The organism is Glaciimonas sp. OK215, from assembly GCF_057787885.1.
In genome coordinates, this window is the sequence record NZ_CM173544.1 from 3,156,075 (window position 1) to 3,181,102 (window position 25,028).

A 25,028-nucleotide genomic window follows, 5' to 3' on the forward strand; every position below is an offset into this window, starting at 1 on the left:
TTACCTACTCTCTGCAAAGAGGGACTGCGAGCTTTCCGGCTTGCCCGCCGCCAGTTCGTGTAGCGTCAAAGCCGCCTCCAGCATCTCATGCCCGCGGGTATACCCTGAGATTAAGGCCGAAGCGCTGGCGCCATACTCGTCAAGCGCGTGATGCGCCGCCGCTATCAAACGGGGATGTTTAGCAAGCCTCAGATAGTCGTTGCTGCAAAATGCGAGGTAACGCTTGCCGTCAGCTTGCAAGTGGACGGCCTGCGGACCTTCCGCAATACGTCGCTTGCGTAACAGGCCCTCTTGTTGCAACTGCTCAAGTTGTCGACGGAAGTTAAGCATGAACGAGTCTCTCAGCCAACGGCGTAAATCGCTCGCCTATTGCTGACCGTCGCTGGCTGGCCAAGCGTACGAGTAGTTTGGTCAGGCCGCGATAGGCGGCGTTTGATCCCCATGCCGGCGCGCTGTCGATGAGGTGAAGATCCGGGAACATTCGCAGCAGGCTGGCAAAAGCAATCTCCGCCTCGAGATATGTCAGTGAAGCGCCAATGCAGACATGCGGACCGTAGCCAAACGACAGATGATTTCCTTCACCGCGCGTTATGTCCAGTCGATCTGGGTCGGTGAATTTGGCGGGGTCACGGTTGGCTGCACCGATCAGGGGAATGACAAGCTGGCCCTTCCTGAGTTGTCGCCCGTGCATCTCGATATCGGTCATCAGGATGCGGCCGGTAAATTGCACAGGGCTGTCAAAACGCAGCAGTTCCTTGAGCGCGGATTGTATCAACTCTGGCCTGTCTTTCAGCGCTTGTAGTTGATCTGGGTATTTCAATAGGTAAAACAGACCGTTGCCCAACAGATTGCGTGTGGTTTCATGACCGGCAAACAGCAAGGTGCAGCACTGGGCCAGCAATTCATTCGTCGTGATCACGCTGCCGCTCGCCTCGGCCTGAATCAGCTGACTCACAAGATCGTCGCCGGGATGCAATCGCCGCTGCGGCAACAGCGCACGAAAGTAATCGTTGAGCGCCACCAGGCTGGTTTGGGCGCGGCGCGCAATGTCCAGTGATGGCGTCGGACTGCCGATGAAGTGCGCGATGTCGTCCGACCATGCGACGAAATCGTCGCGATCCGCCGCATCGATCGCAAGCATATCGGCGATCACAAAAGCCGGCAGCACACGCGCGAAGTCACGCATGAAGTCGATTTCCGCCAGCGTATCGAAACCATCGAGCAAGCGATCGACGAGCCGCTGGATGCGTGGCGCCAGATCTTGCAGTGCGGCCGGCTTGAATCCGGCATGCATGACCTTGCGCAGGCGCGCATGGTGGGTCCCGTTCAGGAATAGCAAGGACCTTGAAAAGATGCGCTTGAATTCGCGCAGTTCCGCGCGCGCGGCAGGCCCGCTGCCATTGATCCAGCGGCCCGCGCGCTGGGTGGAGAAACGCGGATCGCGCAGCACGCTCGCGACATCCGCATAATTCGGCATCAGCCACGCGCCGCCGCAGAATTGTTCGCTCCACTGCAGCGGCCCACCAGCACGCAGTGCGCGGTACGCCGGGTAGGGATCATCGAGGAAACCGGAATCTATCATCATGCCCATGCCTGCTGTTTAATCACTGCGGCTTCAAGGTCAGCAACCGGGTACCATCCGTCACTTGGTCGCCGGCCTCGAACAGCAGTTCTTCGATCACACCCGCGCTTGGCGATCAGGATTTTAGTGAGCATGGCTCCTCCATTTGTATTTCTGTTCTGCTTAAAAACAATTAAAACTGCTGCATCCGTCAGCTTGTGGAAACGAACAAGCGCCGCCTGACCTGATTTATCCCTGCGTCACTTCGCAACGCGCATCGATTGCGGTGGCGCGCGTGTGCATGCCCAGCTTGGCAAGCAAGGCACGATCTTCTTCGACTTCCGGATTGCCGGTTGTCAGTAACTTATCGCCATAGAAAATCGAGTTGGCGCCGGCCAGAAAACACAGCGCCTGGATCGACTCGCCCATTTGCCGGCGGCCGGCGGACAAGCGCACCCGCGCCTTCGGCATGGTGATCCGTGCCACCGCGATGGTACGCACGAACTCCAGCAGATCGAGTGCTTCGATCCCATACAGCGGCGTGCCTTCGACCTGCACCAGATTGTTCACCGGCACCGATTCCGGATACGGCGTCATGTTGGCCAGTTGCGCCACCAGACCGGCACGTTGCAGGCGCGATTCACCCATGCCGACGATGCCGCCACAACATACCTTGATGCCGACGCTACGCACGCTGTCGATGGTGTCCAGACGGTTTTGATAATCGCGGGTGGTGATGATGTCGCCGTACAGCTCCGGCGCGGTATCGAGGTTGTGATTGTAGTAATCGAGACCGGCCTGCTTCAGACGCTCGGCCTGGCCTTCGCCCAGCATGCCCAGCGTGGCGCAGGTTTCGAGGCCGAGGGCCTTGACTTCACGCACCATTTCTTCAACGTGTTCCAGATCCCGGTCTTTCGGCTCGCGCCATGCCGCGCCCATGCAGAACCGGGTAGCGCCATGTGCCTTGGCTTGACGCGCCGCGTCCAGCACGGTGTCCAGCGGCAGAATTTTTTGCGCGACAACGCCGGTGTCATAGCGCGCGGCCTGCGGGCAATAGCCGCAATCTTCCGGGCAGCCGCCGGTCTTGATCGACAACAGCGTGGCCAGCTCCACTTCGGTTGGATCGAAATGCGCGCGATGCACCTGTTGCGCACGAAATAAAAGGTCGTTGAACGGCAGGTCAAACAGTGCCTGCACGGCCTCGACCGACTAGGCGGTGGCAACGGTGGCGCCGGCGGCGGGATGAAAAATGAGGGGTTGGGCAGGCATCAAAGAATTCCTTCTGTCAGGTGAAACAAAGTTGGCGCCAGGGTGAATGCGAACGGCTGCATTACGGTGTCCGCGCTCACGCCAGCCACGACGGTTTGCGCTTTTTCAGAAACGCCTGCGGCTGTGCTCGCCAGCCCAATTTGCGCAACAAAGCCATATTTCATTGAGTTAGGTGGTGAGGCGAACGTCGGGCGCCGGCACGGTCGAAATGCCCTGAGCCAAGGCCGCTTTTTCCTGGGAAACCATTGCGCGTCGGAAGCCATCGCGCACACGTAGGCGCTCCCAGTAGGCCAATACGGCGGGTGTGAATCGAGGCTTCAGACCTAAGTGTTCGGCTAGTAGTAGCGCATAACCGACCGAGACATCGGCAGCCGTAAAGCGGTCCGCTGCCAAGTAATCGTGCTGCGTCAGAACAGGTTCTAGGCTACGGAGGCGCGCTAGAAACCACTTGGCGTAATCATCGGCTACTTGCGGCAGCCGACGTTCCTCGGTTTCAAAATAAGCATAGCGCAGCACCAAGGTTTGCGGAAACGTCAAGGTCGCTTCGCCGAAGTGCAAATAATTCAGGTAGGCAGCGTAGCCCGCTTCATTGGGGGCCACATTGACCGGCGTATTACCAACGCGCGCGGCCAGATATTGGCAAATGGCTGCCGATTCTGTCATGCGCACGTCGCCGTCAAAAAGCGTTGGCACAGTGCCCAGCGGGTTGACTTCCAGATAGCTCTTATCAGTCACGCGTGGCGGAAAAGGCAACATCTTCAGTTCATACGGTAGACCCAGTTCTTCCAACATCCACAATGGGCGGAGCGAACGGGCACTCATGCAATGGTAGAGGGTAATCATGTGGGGGAATGTCTTTATGAGTTCTGTTTGGCCAGCATGGCACGCTTGTATCAAGCGGGTCGTATTCTCACCGGTCAACAAACGAAGGAGCGCGCTTTTCGAGAAATGCCCGCATGCCTTCCTTCTGGTCCTCGGTGGCAAAAGTCGGCTGGAACAGGCGCCGCTCAAAGCGAATGCCTTCCGAAAGTGTCGTCTCATAGGCTGCGTTGATCGACTCCTTAATCATCATGATGACGGGCTGGGAATATTCAGCAATCTTCTGCGCAGTCGCCATTGCTTCGTCCTGCAGTTGTGCAGCTGGAACAACGCGCGAAACCAGACCGGCGCCCTCTGCCTCCTGCGCATCCATCATGCGACCGGTCAGGCACAGGTCCATTGCCTTGGACTTCGACACCGCGCGTGGCAGGCGCTGGGTGCCGCCTGCACCAGGAATGATGCCGAGCTTGATTTCGGGCTGACCGAACTTCGCGTTGTCGGCAGCAATCACGATATCGCAGGTCATAGCAATCTCGCAGCCGCCACCCAAGGCATAGCCGCCCACCGCGGCAATGATTGGCTTGCGGATGCTGCGCAACTTGTCCCAATTTCGGGTGAGAAAATTTCCCTTATAAACATCCATGTAGGAAAAATTCGCCATCTTGGCAATATCTGCACCGGCGGCAAATGCTATTTCGCTGCCGGTGAGGACCATGCACTGAATATTTTCGTTCCGGTCAAATTGCTCAACGGCATGGACAAGCTCATCTATAAGCGCGTCGCTCAACGCATTCAATGCATTGGGTCGGTTTAGGGTGACCAACCCGACCCTGCCTCGTGTTTCGACGATGATGTTTTCGTAGTCCATGCTGTGTTCTTTCTTAAGTCTTCGTTTCGTTACGGCGATGAGCTGCTGCCGCAGTCCAGCCTTTCATATACAAGACCGGATCTTAGGCCTTCCTTACTTCCACAGTGCGCACTTCGATTCCGCCTTTGTCGTGAAGGCCTGATCAGCCGGCACGCGCTCAACGATCTTCACGTAATCCCACGGATACTTCGACTCGGATGGAGCCTTCACCTGCATCAGGAACATGTCGTACATAACGCGGCCGTCCCCGCGGATCGTGGCGTTCTTCAGGTACATGTCATTAATAGTGGTTTTCTTCATTTGTGCGATGACCTTGCCTCCGTCGTCCGAATCCACCGCTTTAACTGCCTTCAGGTAATTCATCGTGGCGGAATACCCAGCCGCCTGATTTCCCGTGGGCATTTTTTTCATGGTCTCGAAATAGCGACGCGACCAATTGCGTGATTCCTCATCCTGATCCCAGTACCAGTTGTCGCTTAGATACATACCTTGGGTAAGGCTTAGGCCAAGCGCATGGATATCGGTGACGAACATGACCAATCCAGCAAGCTTCATGGTCTTGGTCAGACCAAAGTCATTGGCTGCCTTGATGGCGTTGATCGTGTCGGAGGTGGCATTGGCCAGACCAAGAATCTGCGCCTTGGAGGCCTGCGCCTGCATGATGAATGACGAAAAATCCGAAGCGTTGAGGGGATGCTTCACAGAGCCCAGCGAGGTGCCACCAGCCTGCTTGACTACCTTGGTAGTATCGGCCTCCAAAGAATGGCCGAAGGCATAGTCGGCTGTCAGAAAGTACCATGACTTGCCGCCACGCTTGACCACGGCCGAACCGGTTGCCTTGGCCATGGCGACTGTATCGTAGCCGTAGTGAATGGTATAAGGATTGCAATCTTCATTGGTTAGCCGTGCCGTGCCGGTCGCGATAACGAAGAACGGCTTTTTCTTTTCGTTGGCGACCTTAGCGATGGCCAGGTCGGCGGCGGAGCTGGCACCAGACATGAGCACGTCGACACCTTCGCGGTCAAGCCATTCTCGCGCCTTGGCGGCCGCGATGTCGGCCTTATTTTGATGGTCGCTGACCATCAATTCGATTTTCTTGCCGTTCATCTTCCCGCCGAAATCGGCGATGGCCATCTTGATGGCTTCCACATGCCCTTTACCAGAGATATCTGAATACACACCGGACATGTCGGTAATTAACCCGATGCGGATCACATTGTCGGAAACCTGTGCCAATGCTGGCACCCCCAGGCCTATGGCCAGCGTAGTGGAAGCAAAAACCGCGGCTTTCTTTGCTTTTACAGTTAACGTCATTTTGTCTCCTTAATTTCCAAGGTTCTTAACCGAAAATTGGCACATCGCGAGCTATATTGAGTATTACTCAACACAAAAATAACTTTCTGATTCGCCTGTTATTATGCCGTGATATTATCAGCATTAACAGATTAAGCAAGTTTAAATTGAGTATTACTCAATTCATAATAAACGGAGGTTGCGGATGCTCTACGCCGCTTTGAGAGCGCGCAAGCCGGCACGGAAAAGAACAGCCGATCAACGAATACACAATAGTGAGGAGACAATCATGCTCAAGAGAGAAGCTACATTCGCCGTACAGCAGGCCAACTTTAAATGGGAAGTTCCGGAGCGCTTCAATATCGGTGTCGCCGCATGCGACCGATGGGCGGACGGCTCCGGGCGGCGTGCAGTTATTGTCGAAGACCGGAACGGCGAAGTCACGACGTACAGCTTCGACCAACTAAAGGCACTCTCGAATCAGCTCGCCAATCATTGGCGCAAGAGCGGCGTCAAGCGCGGCGACCGGATTGGCATCTTCGTGCCGCAATGCGCGGAAACCGTGATTGCCCATTTGGCCGCCTACAAGCTTGGCGCCGTTGCCTTACCTCTGTTTTACCTGTTCGGACCGGATGCGCTGCAATTTCGCCTGAGCGACAGTGGGGCAACCGTACTCGTGACGGATATAGAGGGCGCACGGAAAATCGAAGGCATTCGCGCCGATTTACCGACATTACAATCCGTCTATTGCGTCGAGCAGCAAACCGGTAGCTATCCAAGAGAATGTGTATCCTTCTGGGCTAGCCTTGAGGGCGAGTTGGAATCATTCTCGCCAGTCGACACGCTGGCAGAGGATCCGGCAGTCATCATCTACACCTCAGGCACCACCGGCAAGCCGAAAGGCGCGTTGCATGCGCACCGTGTGTTGCTGGGACACCTCCCGGGCGTTGAAATTTCGCATGAGTTCTTCCCTCAGGAAGGAGATCTTATGTGGACACCCGCGGACTGGGCTTGGATCGGCGGCCTGCTCGACGTGCTCCTACCCTCGCTCTACCATGGCGTGCCGGTCCTGGCTCGCCGCTTCGAAAAATTTGACCCGCCCGCCGTGTTTGCACTGCTTGCCAGGCACAAAGTGCGCAATATCTTCTTTCCTCCTACAGCTCTGAAGATGCTGCGCGCAGTCGCCGATCCGAAACAACAGTGGAATTTCTCTCTGCGCTCGGTGGCAAGTGGAGGAGAATCACTCGGTGACGAGCTCATCGCATGGGGGCAAAAAGCGCTGGGCGTGACCATCAACGAATTCTACGGTCAGACCGAATGCAACATCGTCGTCTCCGGCTGCGCGGTTCTTTACCCACGTAAATCTGGCACGATCGGCCGTGCCGTTCCCGGCCATACCGTAGCGGTGGTGGACGAGCGCGGCGTGCCAGTGGCTGCTGGCGTCACGGGTAACATCGCTATCGAGTCGCCCGATCCGGTAATGTTCCTCGGTTACTGGAATAACCCAAAGGCGACCGCAGAAAAATTCGCCGGCAACTATCTGCTAACTGGCGACCTCGGCGAAATTGACACCGAAGGATACATTCGCTATGTCGGCCGCGATGACGACGTTATCACCAGCGCTGGCTACCGCATCGGCCCCGGCCCGATCGAGGAATGCCTGTTGAAGCACCCGTCGGTCAGAATGGCAGCCGTGATCGGCAAAAAGGACCCGCAGCGCACTGAAATCGTCAAAGCTTTCATCGTACTGGCGGACGGCTTCCAGCCTTCCGAGCAGCTAGTGGCCGAAATCCAGGATTTCGTGCGCCAGCGCTTGGCCGCGCATGAATATCCGCGTGAAATCAGCTTTATGGATGCACTACCATCCACGGTGACCGGCAAGCTCATGCGCCGAAGCTTGCGGGAGGCCGACGAAAGCTGAACATTTTGTGCGGATGCTGTTGACGCCGACTGAATTGGTGCTCAAAGGAACGGGCATTTCGTTGCAGAACCTTCTGTTGGAATGTGTCGATGTTTATGTCGTCTTCTTGGCGTATTCCTAGACCGTACAATTGGAAGTGGCTTGAGCCTGCTGATGCCCGATGCTTTCGTACGATGACTTACCAGCCATCACCGGCGTGGGTGCATGCAAGCGGATCCCGTTCTTCACGGCCACCACCTCGGCCATGATGGACAACGCTATCTCGGCGGGTGTCTTGCTGCCGATGTACAGACCTGCCGGCCCGCGCAGGGCCTGCAGCGCGTGTTCCGAAAGGTCAAAGTGCGTGCGCAGCCGTTCGCGCCGTTGCGCGCTGTTGCGACGCGAGCCGATGGCGCCCACAAAGAAGGCCTCGGACTGCAGCGCGTCGATCAGGGCGAGGTCGTCCAGCTTTGGATCGTGCGTCAGAGCTACCACTGCGGTGCGCGCATCAGGCCGCAGCCGCAGGATCAGGTCGTCGGGCATTTCGTGGCTGACCACCACCCCGTCCAGGCTCCAGCCTGCGCGGTGCTCCACGCGCGGATCGCAGACGATCACCTCGAAGCCCAGACTCAGCGCCATCTGGCACATAAAGCGCGACAGGTCCCCGGCACCGATCAGGATGAGCCGGGCCTGCGGCCCCAGGTAGGTGCTGAGGTACGAGTCCGAGAGCTGCGGCACGCCGTCGCGCCGGCCTTCGCGCAGCTCCACCCGGCCGGTGCGCAGGTCCAGCCGCCGTTCGGTGCTGCGCCGCTGCTGGCAGGCGTGCAGCAATGCGTCCAGCCGGCTGTGGGCGGACACGGGCTCCAGCACCAGTTCCACCGTGCCGCCGCAGGGCAGGCCGAAGCGGTGCGCTTCGTCGGCCGAGATGCCGTAGCGGAGCACAGCGGGCGTTTCGGTGGCACAGGCCGCCTGCACGCCACCCTCGCGGATACGGTGGATCAGGTCGTCTTCGATGCAGCCGCCTGACACCGAACCGACCGTCTCGCCCCGCCCGTTGATGGCCATGAGCGAGCCGGGTGGCCGGGGCGAGGAGCCCCAGGTCCGCGCGACAGTGACAAGCACCACGGGCAAGCCCGCCGCCTGCCAGCTCAGCGCGGTGCGCAAGACCAGAGTGTCGAGATCTTCCATGGTGCCGTGTCCTTCAGTACTCAAGCCAGGTTGAACGGCAACTGGCGCAGCGGCTTGCCGGTCAGCTGCGCGATGGCGTTGGCGAAAGCCGGTGCCAGTGGTGGCAGGCCAGGTTCGCCAACTCCTTTGGGCGGCTCGGCGCTGGGCACAATATGGACATCGAACGCCGGTATGTCGGTGATACGCGCCACGGTGTAGTCGCCGAAGTTGCTCTGCTGCACCTCGCCGTCCTTCAATGTGATGGCGGCACCCGGCAGACACATCGACAGGCCCATCACCGCCGCGCCCTGAACTTGCGCCTCCACACTGCGTGGGTTGACTGCCAGGTTGCAGTGCACGCCGGCCGTGACCCGGTGCAGCACTGGGCGGCCTTCCTGGATCGAGGCCTCGACGACGTAGGCGACGACAGTTTCGAAGGACTCGTGCACCGCCACGCCCCAGGCCCGGCCGGCAGGTAGCCGATTCTTGCCGTAGCCACTCTGGTCCACCGCCAGTTGCAGCGCGGCGCGGTGGCGCGGTTGCTTGTCGCCCCACAGCTGCATACGGTAAGCCACTGGATCCTGCTTCGTGGCGCGCGCGATCTCGTCGAGTAAGGTCTCCATCACGAAAGCAGTGTGGGTGGAGCCCACGCTGCGCCACCACAGCACCGGCACGTTTAGCTTGGGGTGATGCATGGTGAGGCGCATCGGCAGCGGATAAGGATCACGCATGCCCTCAGCCGCAGTGGGGTCGATGCCGTTCTTCACTCGGCCTCCGAACACGGTGCCCGTGACGATGGACTGACCGACGATGACGTGGTCCCAGGCCAGCACCTGGCCGTGTTCGTCGAAGCCGATGCGTGCGCGGTGCAGGTGCATGGGGCGGTAGTAGCCGCCCTTGATGTCGTCTTCTCGGCTCCACAGCGTGCGCACAGGTGCATTCAGGCCGGCGGCACGCGTAGCCTTGGCAACCTCGCAGGCCAGGACGACGAAGTCGCTGCTGCTCACGCCGCGCCGGCCAAAGCCGCCTCCCGCCATCTGCACGTTCACCTGCACCTGCTCAGGCTTGAGACCCAGCACGCGCGCGGCTGCGGCGTTGTCGATACCCGGGAACTGGGTGCCGGTCCACAGCTCGGCGCGCCCCTCCGAAAGTTGCACGGTGCAATTCAGCGGCTCCATCGGCGCGTGGGCTAGGTAGGGGAACACGAACTCGGCTTCCAGTTGCCGAGGCGCGATCGCCAGAGGCGCCATGTCGGCATCGAAATGGCGCGGGCCAGGCTGGCCAGCCAGCTCGCGGTACTGCGCCAGTTGCCGTTCGCTGTCCACTTTCTCGACGGCAGCCGTGTCCCACTGCAGCTTGAGTGCGTCGCGCCCTTGCTTGGCCGGCCAGTAACCGTCGGCGACCACAGCCACGCCTTCACCTCCGCGTTCCAGCGGCACGCGCAGCACGGCCTTCACGCCCCTGACAGCGCGCGCCGCGCTGTCGTCCACAGCGGAGAACTTGGCGCCGAACACCGGCGGACGGGCCACCACGGCAGTAAGTTGCCCCGGTCGGTGCACGTCGATGCCAAAGTCCTGCCGACCACTGCTCTTGGCCCGTGCATCGATGCGCGTGGTGGGGCGGCCGATGATCCGAAAGTCCTTGGGGTCCTTGAGCGTGACGCTCTCGGGCACGGGCAGAACCATGGCAGCCTCGGCAAGCTCCCCGTAGCCGAGCTTGCGCCCTCCCGGGCCGATCACGCTGCCAGCCTGCGTGCGCAGGCTCGCGACATCCACGTTCCAGCGGGCTGCCGCTGCGTCCAGCAGCATGGCCCGGGCGCGGGCGCCGAGCTCGCGGTACTGTGTGAAGCTGTTCTTGATCGAGTTGGAGCCGCCGGTGATGTGTATACCGAAGCGTGGGTCTTGGTAGGCGGCGTCGCTGGAGCCATTGCGGCTGCGCACCAAGCTCCAGTCGGCGTCGAGTTCCTCAGCCAGAATCATCGGCAAGCCGGTCTGCACACCTTGGCCGAATTCCAACCGGTTGATGGTGACCGTAACCTCACCATTGGGCGTGATCTGCACAAAGGCCGAAGGCTGTTGCGTCGGCTTGAGGGCGCTGGCCGCCTGGCCGGCACCGGTGGCCTGTGCTGTAGCTAGGAGCGGAAAGACACCGAGCGCCAGGCCGCCGATACCAGCCAGTTTCAGGAAGCTACGGCGCGGTAGCGTGGCAGCAGCTTCGTCGGGTTGATCACGGTTCAGCAGTTGCCGCAGGGCGCGGGGCATTTCGCTGTGGTCTAAATTGGGAAACATAGCGACTCCTTCAGGCTAAGGCTTTGGCGGCATCGGCCACCGCAGCTCGGATGCGGGCATAGGTGCCACAGCGGCAGATGTTGCCAACCATGGCCGAGTCGATTTCGGCAGCGCTGGGCTGCTTGCCGCGCGGCAGTGACTTCAGGAACGCGGTCGCACTCATGATCTGGCCGCTCTGGCAGTAGCCGCACTGCGCCACGTCGTGCTTGACCCAGGCGGTGTGCACGGCGGCACCGACCCGGTCGCTGCCATCGGTTGCTGATTCGATGGTGATGATTTTCTTGCCTTCGGCCGCCGAGATCGGCGTGATGCAGGAGCGGATGGCCTGCCCGTCCAGGTGTACGGTGCAGGCGCCGCATAGTGCTGCGCCGCAGCCGAACTTCGTGCCGGTCATGCCAAGAGTGTCGCGCAGAGCCCAGAGGATGGGGGTGCCGGGGTCAGCGTCGACTGTGTGGTCACGGCCGTTGATGGTGAGCGTGCTCATGTTCAGTTCTCCGCAGGTTGGTTGGATCGAGGATGGGCGAAGGATGCCGTGGAAGGAGAACGACGCTCAACAGCGTCCGCTTCTCCGGCGGCCTGCCTTGAGAGATCAATGCCGCTCAGCGATACGAGAGCCGCAACATCGCCTCCGCCAGTCGGGCACCCTGCACCTTGATCGTGGAACCGATCACCTCGATTTCAGATAGATCGTCGGCGGTCAGCACAATACCAGCCGCGCCAAGGTTTTCCTCGACCCGATCCATCCGGCGCGTGCCGAAGATCGGGACGATCCACGGCTTTTGCGCCAGCAGCCAGGCCAGAGCGACTTGAGCAGGCGTCGCACCTTTTTCGGCTGCGACACGCCGCAACAGGTCCACGATGGCGCTGTTGGCTTCACGGGCTTCGGTTGTAAAGCGCGGCGAGTTGGCGCGAAAGTCCTTGGGGTCGATGGGCGTGCAGGTGTCGATCTTGCCCGTCAGAAAGCCGGCGCCCAGAGGACTCCAAGGCACAAATCCGATTCCGAGTTCCTCACACAGCGGCAGGATTTCGGGCTCAGGATCGCGAGTCCACAGCGAATACTCGCTCTGAATGGCTGCAACCGGCTGTACTGCATGGGCGCGGCGGATCGTGTCGGCTCCGGCCTCGGACAGACCAAAGTGCTTGACCTTGCCTTGGGCGATCAGGTCCTTTACCGCGCCGGCGACGTCTTCGATCGGCACGTCGGGATCGACCCGGTGCTGATACAGCAGGTCGATGCAATCGATATTCAGTCGCTTCAGCATACCCTCGGTGGCGAGCTTGATATGGTCCGGACGACTGTTCAGTCCACCCCGTCGCTCGCCTGTCTCCAGATCGACATCCCAGCCGAATTTGGTAGCGATCACGACCTGGTCGCGGAAGGGGGCCACGGCTTCTCCGACGAGCCGCTCGTTGGTGAAAGGGCCGTAGACTTCAGCCGTATCGAAGAATGTCACGCCCAAGTCGTGGGCCCCGCGAATGACCCGAATGACTTCATCGCGGTCCGGCGACGGGCCATAGGTCGAAGCGAAGCTCATCGTGCCGAAGCCGATCTCCGAGACTTCGAGTTTGCCAAGTTTTCGTGTCTTCATAGTTAACTCCTTAAAATTGAAACGGGATCTGGATCTTTTCCGGCGCAGCTTTCGCGGCCAGAGCTCTCCAGGTTTTCTGCATGTGTAGATAGTCCATGCCCAGCGTGTCGCGCAGGGCCAACGGGACGGGGCGCGGCGAAGATTTCTGTTGCTGGTGGATGGTGGTCACGAGCGATCGCTTTCTTGGTGGCCGACCGCAGGAGATCCGCCCAATGCTCAGCGATTGACGAGCCGCTGCCAGTCGGCCGAGTACCGCGCACCCTCGACGGCGATGTTCGAGACGGCATCGTTTATTTCGCTGAGTTCCTCCGGGGATAGTTCCACACCAGTGGCTCCGATGTTCTCCTTCAAGCGATGCAGCTTGGTCGTCCCGGGAATCGGAACGATCCAGGGCTTCTGACCCAAAAGCCAGGCGAGTGCGATTTGCGCAGGCGTTGCATGTTTCTGCGACGAAATCCTGCCGATCAGATCCACCAAGACCTGGTTCGCCTTCCGAGCCTCCGGCGTGAACCGCGGAGCGGTGTTGCGAATGTCGGTACTGTCGAAGGTGGTGCTCTCATCAATGGCACCGGTGAGAAAGCCTCTGCCGAGCGGACTGAACGGGACAAAACCGATCCCCAGTTCTTCGAGTGTCGGCAGGATTTCAACCTCGGGCTCGCGCCACCATAGCGAGTATTCGCTTTGAAGCGCGGTGACGGGCTGGGTCGCGTGCGCGCGGCGTATGGTCTGCACGCCCGCTTCGGATAACCCGAAGTGCTTGACCTTTCCCTGCTGGATCAAATCCTTCACGGCGCCGGCCACGTCCTCGATCGGCACCTCCGGATCAGCGCGGTGCTGGTAGAAGAGATCGATGCGGTCTGTTTTCAGCCGTTTCAGTGCCGCTTCGGCGACTGCCCTGATGCGCTCCGGCCGGCTGTCCAGCCCCGCGGTTGAGTCGCCGGCCCGGAAGCCGAACTTGGTGGCGATCACGACCTCATCACGGACCGGGGCCAGGGCCTCACCGAGGAGTTGCTCGTTCGTAAACGGGCCATAAGCCTCAGCCGTGTCGAAGAAAGTCACGCCAAGCTCGACGGCCGACCGTATCAACTTGATTGCCTCTTGTTTGTCGGTCGCGGGACCGTAGGCGAAACTCAGCCCCATGCAGCCGAGTCCGATGGCAGAGACTTCCAGGCCGCTTGCTCCCAATGTGCGTTTGATCATGCTCAGATTCCTTGTTTGACTAACTTGCAGTTGTTCATAATAGGAACTTTACGCATATCTCTGTTAATTGACTAGACTGCTGGATTGACATAGACTTATAAGAAGCACTAATCAATGACGCGATTCAACGACCTGCCAGCCTTTGTCCGCTACCGATGCGAGAATAGCGTGGCGCCCTTGGCGAATCCCTGCGCCTTGAAGATCATCGCGCCGCGTCCGCCCATTTCATCCCAGGCGACGATGAGCATCTCCCGGCTGTCGGGCAGGAATGCCATGCTTGAGACGGTGAGGAAGTGGTTCTGCTCGCGCCCAGGCAGAAGTATCTGTCCGATCGGCACGCCATTGGGGCTGAAGGCGAGGATGCGGGCCTGATTGAACATCGCAACGTAGACGTTGCCGTCGGCATCGGTGCGCATCGAATCGGGCGCGCGGCCGGTGAAATGGTACGGCACGGTCGAGCCGAACGGGGCGATCCCGCCTTGCTCGTTCAGGTCCACGCGGTGCAGCCGTCCGGCCGCGAATTCGGTGGCCCACAGCACTTTGCCATCCGGGCTCAGGGTTACGCCGTTAGCCATCGCCATATTCGGCAGCAAAGGTGTGATTATCTTCGCGTCCGGCGCGATGTAGTACACGCCACCGGTCGGGCTGGTCGAGGTGCCTTTGACGTCGGTGAAGTAGATCCCGCCCTTAGGGTCGAAGACCAGATCGTCCGGCACGTAGCCGGCGCTGTCCGAAACGATGGTCCGTTGGTTGCTGCCATCCGGGTCGAGCGCAATCATCCGACCCGCCGCGAGGTTGCCGACGCCGACCACGAAGATACGGCCATCCTGATGGATGGCGATGCCTACTGGGGTCAGGGTCTTGTCGGTGAAAATCGTCGTGAGCTTCAGGGCCGGCGTCAGGCGCAGCACGCGGCCTCCGAAGATGTCAACGAACAACAGATTCCCTTGGCGGTCGAACGCGAGCCCCTCCAGCGGCAATGGCTTGTCAGAGACCTTGAAGTAGGGCTCCGCCAGTGCGGTCGCTAGGTACCGCTCGCTGGTGGGAATCGGCGACATCCCACGCGTGTCGTCTGTGTAATCCAGCGAGTGGCTGGCGCCCATCCCTGCAAACTGGCTGCCCGCGCAGGCCGACAACAGAACGGCGCAAGCGCAGGCTGCGAAGTGTTGAAACCGGTGAAGCCGGCGCTGTGCGGGGTGATTGGCCCGCGATGGGAGACGTGTCATCTTGTTTCCTTATACTCAGGTCAATTGGTGGTTATACGTGACAAGAACTCTAAGCACATTTCTGGTAGATGACTAGATTATTAAATCGACATAGACTCATAAGGAGCGATAATCAATGACACGATTCGACGACTTGGCGGCCTTTGCGGCTGTCGTCCGGGAGGGCAGCTTCACTCGTGCAGCTGCGCGAATGGGCGTAACGCAGTCCGCGCTCAGCCAGACGGTCCGGGCGCTGGAACGCAGGCTGGACCTGAAGCTGCTGAACCGGACCACGCGCAGCGTGTCGCCCACCGAAGCGGGTGAGCGGCTGTACCTGACCGTGGGTCCGCGCTTAGCGGACATTGAGGCCGAACTGGCCGTGCTGGGCGAGCTGCGCGGCAAGCCGGCAGGGACGGTGCGCATCACGGCGACGGAACATGCGGTGCAGACACTGATCTGGCCGAGGCTGCGGCCATGGCTATCGAAGTACCCGGACATCAAGATTGAGATCAGCAGCGACAACCGCTTCATCGACATCGTTGCCGAACGATTCGACATTGGCGTGCGCCTCGGTGTCGATGTCGCCAAGGACATGATTGCGGTGCGTATGGCGTTGGACCTGCGCATGGCGGTTGTCGGCAGCCCCGACTATTTCGCGCGCCACCCTCGGCCTCGTACACCGCAGGATCTCACCGAACACGACTGCATTTGCCTGCGCCTGCCGACCCACGGCGGGCTGTTGAGCTGGGACTTCAAGCGCCGAGGGAAGAGTATGAATGCCCATGTGACGGGGCGGCTCGTGTTCAACACGACAGAGTTGACTGTCGCTGCGGCGCTGGCTGGGCACGGTCTGGCCTGGGTTCCTGCGGACATCGTCAACGAAAATATTGCTCTGGGGCGCCTGACGGCGGTCCTGGATGACTGGGCGATAACTTATCCCGGCCACCACCTGTATTACGCCAGCCGCAGTGCCTCGCCCGCTTTGGCACTGGTCGTAGAGGCATTGCGCGCGCCAGGAAACCAGTGATTGATGCGCCTGCCGAAGTCCCAGACAGACGCGTCTCATAATGCGCCGTTTTATGGTGTTCAGGTCATTGAAGGTCCGCGCTGCCGTCCAAACTCCCAGGATGCGCCACCACCTCGCACTGTAGCGGTCATCGCTTGGCCAAGCCGCCGCTCAATTATCGGCTTCCACGGCACCAGGGCGAATTTCAGTCCGTCGTCCAGCATTGTGTAGCGCCCGGAGGCAAGCGTCACTCAAGAAACGATGCCCTAGCCCCGTTTCTGCCATGATGCCTTGACCAACTGCCGCCAGCTCTCGACCGCGCAGCGTAGCCAGCAGGTTACGCGCCAGGATCACGCGCTGCTCGCACCGTTCGGCTACGGCTGGACGGCCCGGATGCCTTAACACGACAGCCCCATGTCCACTTGGCAAATCGATACCAGCCATCCGGCTCGACGAACCGAGACGATTGACGCCGCGGTGGTGCCGTTGAAGTGGGCGCACGATGCGCAGACTGGCGAACCGCGATATATCCACGATCCCGAGGTGGCGAAAGGCGAGTGCGCATGCACTTGTCCAGCTTGCAACCTCTCGCTGATTTCCATGATGGCAGTCCAGCCCTTGCGAACACTGCCCACGACGCATTTTCGGCATCTCGCTGGCGCACAAAAAGATGACTGCTCTCTGGTCGCGGCACGCCTTGCCGCCACGCGACACCTGCTAGAGATGGGCATGATCGATCTTCCACGCCGGAGAATGTCGCGCACCGCCACCGGCTTCAGCGGCGAGGGCTATGAAGTCTGGGTTGAGGCGCCCGACGAACGCATTACCGTTGTCGGTGCGGCGTTGCATGAGTATGCGACGCCGCTGCTCACGCTCGACGATGGACGGGAGCTGCTGGTCGACCTGACCTACGCGAACCCGGCAGCGACGGTCGCGGGCGCGCAATCGTCACGCCATCGCTTTCAGATCCAACCATCGCGCTGCTTGGACCGGAGGAAATTCGCGCCCTACTGCGTATCCTTCCGGACATCCGATGGTGCGTCCACTGGAACGTTCAGGCGTTGGCTGCAAAGGGCGATGCGGCGGCCAAGCTAGCCTCGCAGGATGCTCTGGATGGTTGGCAGGACACCGACGAAGCGGACTTCCGTTCGCATCTGCCACCCGACGTCGACGCCACGACCATGCAACGCTAGCGGCGCGAGACGCTGCTCCACCGTGAAGTCAAAGCCATCCTTGAGCAAGCCTCGTCGATTGCGACGCCCGGCCTGGAAGGCGAGGTCAATCGCGACCCACCCGAAGAGTTCGGCGGCGACTGGGATAAAAACACGATTCGCAAGTCCTGGATGCCCCCCTCCCGCCTCTTGGACCTGGATGAGATACGGCTGGAACGACGCCTGGGCACCATCGTGCCCGACGTGATCGGCAACCTTGGTGGACGCCAGATCTACGCCCACGGCGGTACCATGACGATGGTCAACGGAGATTTTGAAGAGGATGTTGAAGATAACTACAGTCAAGCCTGGCCGTTAACCTTGTTGATCGAAGTCATTGTGACCCATGGCATTGATGAAGAAAAGCTACGTCGTATTCGCGAACTCGATCTGCCGACACTGGAGATCGACATAGGCTCGCTCGGTGGACAGGTGACCTTGGACGGGCTCTGCAATCTGGTCGTCAATCGGACGATAGGCAAACGCTGGGTGCACCACCCAGTCTGGCGAATCAAACGGAAAATCGTCGAAGTAGAGATAGATAGGCACCTGTCTCCATTCGCTACCAAGAGCGCCTGGCCGAATTGAGGCGCCCTCGCCTGCTCGCCACGCCAGCAACTGAATGGGCTAGCACCTACGTCGCGGCAGAAACTGCCTTCTACGATGCCAATACGCGCATCAAGAAAGCCCGACGCGCACGTAGTGGCAGCAACGCCGAAGCACTCACTTCTGGGGCCAGACAGTGAACTATGGGTGCAAATCATGGAGGCCGCCGAGGCCCTGGCCGTGCACGACTTGCCGGGGGCTGCCGATGCGACGATGGTGGACGAAGCTGGCGTCATTCCACGCCTCCTGTCGATTCAGCAGAACCGCGGAGTCGGCTACGCCGTCATACCGGGTTTCAGGTTCTCAATGCCATCATGCAAAGCGGAACGGACATCCAACAGTGGAATACGCTCTACCCCATGGCGGTGAAGGCCTATGGTCTGGAAAAACAGTTCACGCAGAAGCACCGATCTCTATGCTGCGTGGCGCCAAACCATCATCGACAAAGTGGTGGCCGGCGACGAGGCGTGTTTTCGACCAGCGCGGTATGACGCTGTGCTGAGCATGCTGTTCCCCGAACTGGCACCCCGTATCGCAACCGGTTATGGGAGAGCCAGAGAAAAGCATTAGGTCTGGGTCAACGGGATTACAAGCCGGGCAATGCGCCCAAAATTAGATACGCCCTTCCATGAACAGGGCCGAGAGTTGCCAACAGAATCTGTGCGCAGGTTTGCGGATAACCCGTCCCACACCGCTGGAGTCGGCCCCTATCTTGGCACTGAACGTGTTGCCCACAAATTGGGCTGGGCGTACTGTACGTGATTTCGGCCGCGAATACCTGGGTTGGGTCGATTTTCCGAGCTTGTGGCACCAGCCCGGCTTCTCGTCCCGATCAATGCCATGTACCTGGAGAACTTTCTTTGCCAAATGCAGAGTGAGTTCAGTCAGCGCCTTGTCGCCCTTCAGCGCACCCAATGCCACTTTGGCGTTGAATCCACTTGTATGGTTCGATCTCGTTCTCTTCGTCATGCTCTTGTTCCCGTATCCGAACTTCTGGGCGAAATTGTGAAGCAAAGCGTCCGCTTATTTTACTGCCTGAATTTTCGAAGCGACTTCTACAAAATCGAGTATGTATGCAGGGTTTGCGGGACCCCGCAATAATCCACGATTTGCCAGAAAATTCACGCCCGTTCATTCGCCTTGAAAATTCTCAATGGAAAATCTCGGAAAAAGAGGATAAAGGAGTGTTGGTCAGAACTTGAAATTGCCGAAACGTCAACCACTTTGGTAGGAACTAGTCAAGGCGGCGCAACTTCCCGCCTTGACACTCATGCAGTCACACGCACCCGCATTAAAACCGTAGAGGTCAGTGCCTCCTTCAAATGGATCCTCTGCGCAGAATAAACCCAGTTAAGCTGTTCTTCACTTGATATTAGGCAAATTAAGAATCAAACTGGCCCAATGTACAGCGGATTCGGTGCGACATACACTTTGATATCGCGATCAAGGGTGGTGCCGTCTGGAATAATTCTATTCAACGAAAAGCTAAGACCGTCTGGTGGGGTATCAAAATTCCAGGTAATCGACTTGCCACCGACAACAAACGTGACGGTCTCGCCAGCCGTCACGTTCACGTACTTGGTATTGGCGTCAATTGGGATCATACGTTTGGCTGCTGTTGGCGATGCTGGCTCGCCCAGAAGATCGGTTCGCCAAGGTGCCGCGATTGCGGAAGATGCTGCAGTAGTCAGGATCAGTGTTAAGGCAGTAGGAAGAAATAATTTCAGTTTCATGGCGACCTCCATAGATAGATAACATAACCAAGTAGATGGCGTGGGGTAACCTAGCCGCACAACCATAAGACACACAATAGTCCTTTTGGTTCGTTTGACATTAATGTGATTTGCGTAACTGCTCGTTCGCCATGATCGCGTAGTCTTGGTCGAACCTGGGCAGAGAAATATAAGGGGAACACGGTTGCCATGTGCTTCCCTTTACGCTGATACAGCGTCTAAGGACATGCCAGAAAAAAGACTGTTTTTGTATCAGAAATTACTTGAATAATGTGATTTCCGTGGCTAGCACGAGTGGCGATTCGGGGGTCATGGCTACGCCGGCGAAGTCGCGCCGCGCGTCGTACGGGAGATTCTTCATGAGCGCAGGCACCGTCCTGTGACCCGAAGCATTCATCCGCAACGTATAGCCGTCGGGCGGCGCGGAGGCCACGGTTGCGCCGGTGATCGTGCCAGCCGCCCCGGCTCGGTTCCCACGACGAACGGATGGCCGAAGGATTTCGCGACCGTTCGGCGAGAAGGCGCTCCGCAAGATCGACACCCGTTCTGGGACCGTACGGCACCAGGATTCTCACAGCCTTCAGCGGATAGTCATGCGCGAGTGCGGCCGTCGCCAGCGCGAAAAACAAAAAAACCATGGCGATCCGGTGGCCTCCATCGAAACGATGAAAATGTAAACCATGATTCGTGCCGAGCGAGATGGGACGGTCGCCCGCACCCATGTCAAACCGGGCAGCGTGATCAGTGCCAAGGACTTGCTGATGGAGTTTGTCGATTAATGCCGATAGTCCCGAACTAGCGATGCCCTTCAAATAATGGGTTTAACGACCAATAGACAGCCGTCCGTGCAACAATGCCGGACATCCCCCTCGGGCAGCGTTGGCGAATTTTCCGCGACGATCTCGACACTCTCAGACTTTGACAATAGGTACCGCGCTCGATGACTAGTTCCGCCACCAAAAACTACCTTCCATGGGTCGTCGCCACCGCCCTGTTCATGGAGCAACTCGACTCCACCATTCTCAATACAGCCGTTCCCAGCATGGCCGCCAGCCTGCACGTGACGCCGCTTAGTCTGAGAGCGGTGGTCACCAGTTACATTCTCAGTCTGGCGGTCTGTATCCCGGTAAGCGGTTGGATGGCCGACCGCTTCGGCACCCGGCGCGTGTTTGCTGGCGCGGTGGCAATTTTCACATTCTCCTCGATGATGTGCGGCTTGTCCCTCAATTCGCCGATGCTGGTGGCAGCGCGCATGCTGCAAGGCATCGGCGGCGCGATGATGATGCCGGTTGGCCGCCTCAGCATTATCCGCGCCTTCCCCAAGAATGAATTGCTGGCCGCGATGAATTTCGTCATCATCCCAGCCCTGATCGGGCCGCTGCTGGGGCCGACCGTGGGCGGATTGATCGTGCACTGGCTGTCCTGGCGCGAAATTTTCTTTATCAACGTGCCGGTCGGACTGGCCGCCCTGTTTCTGGCCCACCGCTACATGCCGGACTATTACGGCGACCAGCCCCGGCCGCTGGATCTGATCGGACTGGTCTTGTTTGGCACAGGAATCGCGCTGCTCTCATGGCTGCTCGAAATATTCGGCGAGCATACCCTCGATCCGACCTCGGCCGCGGTGCTGCTCCTGCTCGCCATCAGCCTGCTGGCCGCCTATGTGTGGCACGCCGGCCAGGAGCGCCATCCGCTGCTGCGCCTGACCCTGTTTCAGATACGCACATTCCGCGTCTCCGTTGCGGGCGGCTTCGTCACCCGCCTCGGGGTGGGCGGCATGCCGTTTCTGTTGCCACTGCTGTATCAGCTCGGATTGGGACTGCCCGCCTGGCAATCGGGGCTGTTAATGATGCCGTCGGCCGCGGCCGCGATGGGGATGAAAGTCATTTCCGCGCGCGTGCTGGCACATTTCGGCTACCGCCAGGTGCTCGTCGTCAACACCGTGCTGATTGGCGTGACAATTGCCCTGTTTTCGCTGGTTGGAGTGGGAACGCCGCTGGTTGCTATCGTCATGCTCAGCCTGTCGCTGGGATTTTTCAATTCGCTGCAGTTTTCCAGCATGAACAGCATCGCCTACGCTGACGTCGACAGCGCCGATTCCAGCATGGCCAGCACGATTGCCAGCTCGCTGCAGCAGTTATCGATGAGTTTCGGCCTGGCCTGCGGCTCGCTGATCACAGGCTGGTATCTGGCCGGCCGGCCTCAAACCGATCATCTTGTCGTGAGCAGTGCCTTGCACCATACGTTCCTGACGGTGGCCGGCTTGACGATCTTGTCGTCGCTGACGTTCTGGACCTTGCGCAAGGAAGATGGGGAAAGTATCAGCAAGGGCGTAGCGGCAAGAGCAGAGATCGAAAAAATCTAAGGTTGCTTGGAGTCGGCTTGCAGGAGCGAAGGGGAGGGACCTCTGTGGCGGGATCGTTCACCAGCGGATGTGCTCCAATATCTAGGCAAATTGCCTTAATTTATCATGAGCAAACGGCCCCTCACAGTGACGCGCCAACACCCGAGGATAGTGAAAGAGTGAATCAAACATGATCGGATCTCCTGTTTGGCTTGGGAGATCCAACATTACTCTTCAAAAATTTATGTGGCGTTTAACTCCCGCACGCCAGACGGGAGGCGCGCTGGACGCCACATTTCATCCAACGCCACATTTCGCACACGGCTCAAGCACAGTAAAAGCCTCGATACCGAAGCCGATTTCACGGACAAGTTTCCCTATCCACTCGTCTTCGCCGGCGTCACTGCCTGATTCTCATTGCGGGGACGCAGAACCATCCGTTTAGCCGATGGTTACTCTCTTGCTGAACCCGAGTAGCGCTCATGGAGCACTAGCAGAATCTAAGTAGCCGTCGGACGACTGCTGCACCCGGTGGAAGTGGGCATCCTTTCAGATCGCGACAAATCCTGAATCGCTATCCAGACCGTTACAGTCCGGCGATCGCTTTTTCCACCATCCTCTGCCCGCTCCACCAGCAGCGCCCCTTGCGGATCGCCTGCCGCCTTACGATATTCCGAAAGGTTGGGCGGTGAATCGGGTTTCCCATGTTCCGCATAAGTGACACGCGCGGGTTAGGTCCTGCCTCTTTGCCGACGATCGTTGTGTCCGTGTATTCCCACCCGTAACAGGAATAACCAATCGTGTGCCTGTTTGGCTCTAGCCTGTCAGCGCCTTTGGCTTGTCACAAATCACGACAATTCATTCAGCAGTTCGCATACGCTGACCATACCGCACAGCCTGGCACCTCATCCGCCTTGACGCTGGCAGAAAGCATCTTTCCTTCACAGGATCAATGCAGCTCTTGCGAGCAGGTTACGTTGTCCCGGAGGCTTCACACCAAGTCGTTACCAACTTCGCATGCCCCGATAAGCTACGGTTGACGGAACAACCGGTTTCTCTTCCTTTCTACAAACAGGTGAAACAATCACTTACGCGACCTCATGTCGCACTGCGGAATTTTGTGTAACCGGAATCTCGTTTAATTCGGCGTCATCCGTTCTTCAAACTGGATTGTGAAGCGGTTGAGTGCTCCTTTCCAGTCCCGCAAGGGCATCGTCCACTTCTTGCTGATATTGTTTAATGCCAGATAAAACAGCTTGCTGACGGCCTCATCAGTTGGGAATGAACTGCGAGTTTTGACGACTTTCCGCAGGCTCATCTTAATGGATTCAATGGCGTTGGTGGTGTAAATGACCTTGCGGATTTCCGGCGGGTAGTCGAAGAACGGCGCGATCCGAGCCCAATTTCGCCGCCAAGACAGGCTGATCGACTGGTAGTCCTTGTCCCACTTTGACTCAAATTCGGTGAGCATGAGTTCGGCTTCATCGACGGTCGCCGCACTGTAGATTCGCTTCAGATCGGTAGCCACTTCCTTCTGCACTTTCCAGGGAACGAAGTTCAGGCTGTTTCGCACCATGTGAACGATGCATAGTTGAAAGGCGGCTTTCGGATAGACCGCCTCGATGGCATCAGGGAAGCCTTTCAAGCCGTCGACACAGGCAATGAAGATGTCCTGCACGCCACGATTCTTCAGCTCGGTCACTACTTGCAGCCAGAACTTGGCGCCCTCGGTCTGAGCGATCCACAGGCCCAACACCTCCTTGTGGCCCTCCATGTTCACGCCGATGGCCAGGTAGACAGCCTTGTTTCGGACGGCGCCTGTGCCGCGCACTTTGACGTGAATGCAGTCGAGATACAGAATCGGGTAAAGGGCGTCGAGCGGTCTGGCCTGCCTGATCCTCCCATCTTCGCTCACAGCGTCTGTGACGGACGATATCAGGCTTGGTGACACCTCGGCACCATATATCTCTTCCAGGTGGCTCTGCATCTCCCTGACCGTCAGGCCACGTGCATACAGCGAGATGATCTTGTCGTCGAAACCGGTCCAGCGGATTTGATGCTTGCTGACGATTTGCGGTTCAAACGCGCCTTGGCGATCGCGGGAAATATCGAGCGGGAGCGCGCCAAAATCGCCTTTGAGAGTCTTGCTGCTATGGCCGTTGCGGGTGTTGGCCGTGTCGTTGATAACCGCGTTGCTCTTGCCGTGACCGAGATGGTCCTTCATCTCCACTTCCAGCGCGCGCTCGACCAACATCTTGGTCAGTTGCTTGAGCAAGCCATTTTCGCCAATCAGGTCTTCAGGGTTTTGTAGTTGGCGAGCAGGCTGTCAGCCAGCTTGACCAAATCGGGATCGGGCTTGGCCCGCTTAGTGCGTTTTACGTAGGTCATTTTTTCCTCTATGGTGGCAGTGTCCTGCCAAATGACCGTTGACACGAAACCAAATACACCCTCCTGCCAAACGCATAAAATTTGTTAAGATATTTGACCTGACGAACCACCATCGGCGCGTTCATGTCGGCATTGATTTCATCGATCTCCGCCTTGTTGGCTCCGCTCTTATCCATCGTGACTTTTTCAGGGACATCGTTTGCTTGCATTGCTTTGTCAAAGAAGCGCCTTGCAGTTGTCTTGTCGCGCTTTGCCGTCAACAAAAAGTCGACTGTCTTGCGCGCTTGTGATCGGGGAACACTTTTTCAAGTAGCAGCAGAAAACGTATCGTCCATTGATTGATCGATGAATGGTCAACAACCACACCACGTTCTTCCATTTCATTCTTCCATGTGCCGATAGCTCAATGGGTATGCTGCGTACCACCGGATGCGGACCAAAATCACCTCGATCGGAAATCGCATTCCTTTGGTATTCAGCATGTCAGTTCATTTACTTTTCAAACGCAGCAATCGACTCGAATGCGATGATGATCTCTACTAATGCGACACCAACAACCGTCGGAACAACCGGTAGCACTT

At 58.7% G+C, this 25,028-nt stretch carries 21 protein-coding genes and 4 pseudogenes; 5 read left to right on the forward strand and 20 right to left on the reverse strand.

Annotated features, from left to right (window positions below):
- The 6 genes and pseudogenes from AC3CHX_RS14260 to AC3CHX_RS14285 all read right to left on the reverse strand — a co-directional run bounded on the left by AC3CHX_RS14260 (position 1) and on the right by AC3CHX_RS14285 (position 5,831).
- Complete coding sequence (locus tag AC3CHX_RS14260; protein ID WP_488644651.1) at positions 1–330, reverse strand: hypothetical protein; 330 nt, start codon at positions 328–330, stop codon at positions 1–3.
- Complete coding sequence (locus AC3CHX_RS14265; protein ID WP_488644652.1) at positions 323–1,585, reverse strand: cytochrome P450; 1,263 nt, start codon at positions 1,583–1,585, stop codon at positions 323–325. The genes AC3CHX_RS14260 and AC3CHX_RS14265 overlap by 8 nt, the downstream gene beginning before the upstream one ends.
- 225 nt (positions 1,586–1,810) lie before the next feature.
- A pseudogene (gene bioB, locus AC3CHX_RS14270) lies at positions 1,811–2,830 on the reverse strand (biotin synthase BioB).
- Positions 2,831–2,998: 168 nt separating this feature from the next.
- On the reverse strand, positions 2,999–3,673 hold the full coding sequence (locus AC3CHX_RS14275) for a glutathione S-transferase family protein (RefSeq protein WP_488644653.1): 675 nt from the start codon (positions 3,671–3,673) through the stop codon (positions 2,999–3,001).
- A gap of 67 nt (positions 3,674–3,740) precedes the next feature.
- Entirely contained in the window at positions 3,741–4,517 is a 777-nt protein-coding gene (locus AC3CHX_RS14280; RefSeq protein WP_488644654.1) for an enoyl-CoA hydratase, read from the reverse strand.
- Between the two features lie 93 nt (positions 4,518–4,610).
- The gene (locus AC3CHX_RS14285; RefSeq protein WP_488644655.1) at positions 4,611–5,831 is read right to left on the reverse strand and encodes an ABC transporter substrate-binding protein; all 1,221 of its coding nucleotides are present in this window, start codon (positions 5,829–5,831) and stop codon (positions 4,611–4,613) included.
- 268 nt (positions 5,832–6,099) lie between these two features.
- On the opposite strand from AC3CHX_RS14285, the gene AC3CHX_RS14290 reads away from it, so the two are divergent.
- Entirely contained in the window at positions 6,100–7,731 is a 1,632-nt protein-coding gene (locus AC3CHX_RS14290) for an acyl-CoA synthetase (RefSeq protein ID WP_488644826.1), read from the forward strand.
- 117 nt (positions 7,732–7,848) lie between these two features.
- Here the strand turns inward: AC3CHX_RS14290 and AC3CHX_RS14295 are convergent, their stop codons facing one another.
- From AC3CHX_RS14295 to AC3CHX_RS14325, 7 genes are all read right to left on the reverse strand, one after another.
- Positions 7,849–8,898 (reverse strand): XdhC family protein, encoded by a 1,050-nt coding sequence (locus tag AC3CHX_RS14295; protein WP_488644656.1) that lies wholly within the window; start codon positions 8,896–8,898, stop codon positions 7,849–7,851.
- Between the two features lie 20 nt (positions 8,899–8,918).
- The gene (locus tag AC3CHX_RS14300) at positions 8,919–11,165 is read right to left on the reverse strand and encodes a xanthine dehydrogenase family protein molybdopterin-binding subunit (RefSeq protein ID WP_488644657.1); all 2,247 of its coding nucleotides are present in this window, start codon (positions 11,163–11,165) and stop codon (positions 8,919–8,921) included.
- A gap of 10 nt (positions 11,166–11,175) precedes the next feature.
- Positions 11,176–11,649, reverse strand: coding sequence for a (2Fe-2S)-binding protein (locus tag AC3CHX_RS14305; RefSeq protein WP_488644658.1), 474 nt, complete (start codon positions 11,647–11,649; stop codon positions 11,176–11,178).
- Positions 11,650–11,764: 115 nt separating this feature from the next.
- Positions 11,765–12,754: an aldo/keto reductase gene (locus AC3CHX_RS14310; protein ID WP_488644659.1), complete on the reverse strand. Its 990-nt coding sequence runs from the start codon at positions 12,752–12,754 to the stop codon at positions 11,765–11,767.
- A gap of 10 nt (positions 12,755–12,764) precedes the next feature.
- Positions 12,765–12,923, reverse strand: a complete 159-nt coding sequence (locus AC3CHX_RS14315; RefSeq protein WP_488644660.1) for a hypothetical protein — start codon at positions 12,921–12,923, stop codon at positions 12,765–12,767.
- 47 nt (positions 12,924–12,970) lie between these two features.
- Entirely contained in the window at positions 12,971–13,954 is a 984-nt protein-coding gene (locus AC3CHX_RS14320; protein WP_488644661.1) for an aldo/keto reductase, read from the reverse strand.
- A 149-nt stretch (positions 13,955–14,103) separates the two neighbouring features.
- Positions 14,104–15,180 (reverse strand): SMP-30/gluconolactonase/LRE family protein, encoded by a 1,077-nt coding sequence (locus tag AC3CHX_RS14325; RefSeq protein ID WP_488644662.1) that lies wholly within the window; start codon positions 15,178–15,180, stop codon positions 14,104–14,106.
- Positions 15,181–15,295: 115 nt separating this feature from the next.
- Between AC3CHX_RS14325 and AC3CHX_RS14330 the strand changes: the two genes are divergently transcribed.
- Positions 15,296–16,186 carry a LysR family transcriptional regulator gene (locus AC3CHX_RS14330; protein WP_488644663.1) on the forward strand — a complete coding sequence of 297 codons (891 nt, stop codon included), beginning with the start codon at positions 15,296–15,298 and terminating at the stop codon, positions 16,184–16,186.
- A gap of 59 nt (positions 16,187–16,245) precedes the next feature.
- Here AC3CHX_RS14330 and AC3CHX_RS14335 read toward each other — a convergent pair.
- A pseudogene (locus tag AC3CHX_RS14335) lies at positions 16,246–16,543 on the reverse strand (DUF3363 domain-containing protein); the annotation flags it as partial.
- 36 nt (positions 16,544–16,579) lie between these two features.
- Between AC3CHX_RS14335 and AC3CHX_RS14340 the strand changes: the two are divergent.
- The gene (locus AC3CHX_RS14340; protein WP_488644664.1) at positions 16,580–17,260 is read left to right on the forward strand and encodes a hypothetical protein; all 681 of its coding nucleotides are present in this window, start codon (positions 16,580–16,582) and stop codon (positions 17,258–17,260) included.
- Here AC3CHX_RS14340 and AC3CHX_RS14345 read toward each other — a convergent pair.
- Entirely contained in the window at positions 17,257–17,619 is a 363-nt protein-coding gene (locus AC3CHX_RS14345) for a hypothetical protein (RefSeq protein ID WP_488644665.1), read from the reverse strand. The two genes, AC3CHX_RS14340 and AC3CHX_RS14345, sit on opposite strands and share 4 nt — an antisense overlap.
- A 9-nt stretch (positions 17,620–17,628) precedes the next feature.
- Here AC3CHX_RS14345 and AC3CHX_RS14350 point away from each other — a divergent pair, with 9 nt between their 5' ends.
- Positions 17,629–17,964: a hypothetical protein gene (locus AC3CHX_RS14350; RefSeq protein ID WP_488644666.1), complete on the forward strand. Its 336-nt coding sequence runs from the start codon at positions 17,629–17,631 to the stop codon at positions 17,962–17,964.
- Positions 17,965–18,594: 630 nt separating this feature from the next.
- On the opposite strand, the gene AC3CHX_RS14355 is transcribed toward AC3CHX_RS14350, so the two are convergent.
- The 3 genes from AC3CHX_RS14355 to AC3CHX_RS14365 form a co-directional block, all read right to left on the reverse strand.
- Positions 18,595–18,951 carry a hypothetical protein gene (locus AC3CHX_RS14355; RefSeq protein WP_488644667.1) on the reverse strand — a complete coding sequence of 119 codons (357 nt, stop codon included), beginning with the start codon at positions 18,949–18,951 and terminating at the stop codon, positions 18,595–18,597.
- Between the two features lie 419 nt (positions 18,952–19,370).
- A complete protein-coding gene (locus AC3CHX_RS14360) occupies positions 19,371–19,715 on the reverse strand; it encodes a CzcE family metal-binding protein (RefSeq protein ID WP_488644668.1) in 345 nt (114 codons plus the stop codon).
- Positions 19,716–19,974: 259 nt separating this feature from the next.
- Entirely contained in the window at positions 19,975–20,256 is a 282-nt protein-coding gene (locus AC3CHX_RS14365; protein WP_488644669.1) for a tripartite tricarboxylate transporter substrate-binding protein, read from the reverse strand.
- A 399-nt stretch (positions 20,257–20,655) separates the two neighbouring features.
- On the opposite strand from AC3CHX_RS14365, the gene AC3CHX_RS14370 reads away from it, so the two are divergent.
- Entirely contained in the window at positions 20,656–22,080 is a 1,425-nt protein-coding gene (locus tag AC3CHX_RS14370) for a DHA2 family efflux MFS transporter permease subunit (RefSeq protein ID WP_488644670.1), read from the forward strand.
- Between the two features lie 1,117 nt (positions 22,081–23,197).
- On the opposite strand, the pseudogene AC3CHX_RS14375 reads toward AC3CHX_RS14370, so the two are convergent.
- Together AC3CHX_RS14375 and AC3CHX_RS14380 are read right to left on the reverse strand one after the other, a co-directional pair.
- Positions 23,198–24,447: pseudogene (locus AC3CHX_RS14375) on the reverse strand (IS256 family transposase).
- Between the two features lie 83 nt (positions 24,448–24,530).
- Positions 24,531–24,929, reverse strand: a pseudogene (locus tag AC3CHX_RS14380) (DDE-type integrase/transposase/recombinase); the annotation flags it as partial.
- Between the last annotated feature and the right edge of the window lie 99 nt (positions 24,930–25,028).

Excerpts from the sequence above, each read along its gene's own strand:
- AC3CHX_RS14300 (WP_488644657.1), bottom strand. The coding sequence starts at position 11,165 with ATGTTTCCCAATTTAGACCACAGCGAAATGCCCCGCGCCCTGCGGCAA.
- AC3CHX_RS14340 (WP_488644664.1), top strand. The coding sequence starts at position 16,580 with ATGTCCACTTGGCAAATCGATACCAGCCATCCGGCTCGACGAACCGAG.
- AC3CHX_RS14355 (WP_488644667.1), bottom strand. The coding sequence starts at position 18,951 with ATGACGAAGAGAACGAGATCGAACCATACAAGTGGATTCAACGCCAAA.
- AC3CHX_RS14310 (WP_488644659.1), bottom strand. The coding sequence starts at position 12,754 with ATGAAGACACGAAAACTTGGCAAACTCGAAGTCTCGGAGATCGGCTTC.
- AC3CHX_RS14370 (WP_488644670.1), top strand. The coding sequence starts at position 20,656 with ATGACTAGTTCCGCCACCAAAAACTACCTTCCATGGGTCGTCGCCACC.
- AC3CHX_RS14265 (WP_488644652.1), bottom strand. The coding sequence starts at position 1,585 with ATGATGATAGATTCCGGTTTCCTCGATGATCCCTACCCGGCGTACCGC.
- AC3CHX_RS14280 (WP_488644654.1), bottom strand. The coding sequence starts at position 4,517 with ATGGACTACGAAAACATCATCGTCGAAACACGAGGCAGGGTCGGGTTG.
- AC3CHX_RS14285 (WP_488644655.1), bottom strand. The coding sequence starts at position 5,831 with ATGACGTTAACTGTAAAAGCAAAGAAAGCCGCGGTTTTTGCTTCCACT.
- AC3CHX_RS14350 (WP_488644666.1), top strand. The coding sequence starts at position 17,629 with ATGACGATGGTCAACGGAGATTTTGAAGAGGATGTTGAAGATAACTAC.
- AC3CHX_RS14290 (WP_488644826.1), top strand. The coding sequence starts at position 6,100 with ATGCTCAAGAGAGAAGCTACATTCGCCGTACAGCAGGCCAACTTTAAA.
- AC3CHX_RS14295 (WP_488644656.1), bottom strand. The coding sequence starts at position 8,898 with ATGGAAGATCTCGACACTCTGGTCTTGCGCACCGCGCTGAGCTGGCAG.
- AC3CHX_RS14320 (WP_488644661.1), bottom strand. The coding sequence starts at position 13,954 with ATGATCAAACGCACATTGGGAGCAAGCGGCCTGGAAGTCTCTGCCATC.
- AC3CHX_RS14325 (WP_488644662.1), bottom strand. The coding sequence starts at position 15,180 with ATGACACGTCTCCCATCGCGGGCCAATCACCCCGCACAGCGCCGGCTT.
- AC3CHX_RS14360 (WP_488644668.1), bottom strand. The coding sequence starts at position 19,715 with ATGAAACTGAAATTATTTCTTCCTACTGCCTTAACACTGATCCTGACT.
- AC3CHX_RS14330 (WP_488644663.1), top strand. The coding sequence starts at position 15,296 with ATGACACGATTCGACGACTTGGCGGCCTTTGCGGCTGTCGTCCGGGAG.
- AC3CHX_RS14275 (WP_488644653.1), bottom strand. The coding sequence starts at position 3,673 with ATGATTACCCTCTACCATTGCATGAGTGCCCGTTCGCTCCGCCCATTG.
- AC3CHX_RS14260 (WP_488644651.1), bottom strand. The coding sequence starts at position 330 with ATGCTTAACTTCCGTCGACAACTTGAGCAGTTGCAACAAGAGGGCCTG.
- AC3CHX_RS14305 (WP_488644658.1), bottom strand. The coding sequence starts at position 11,649 with ATGAGCACGCTCACCATCAACGGCCGTGACCACACAGTCGACGCTGAC.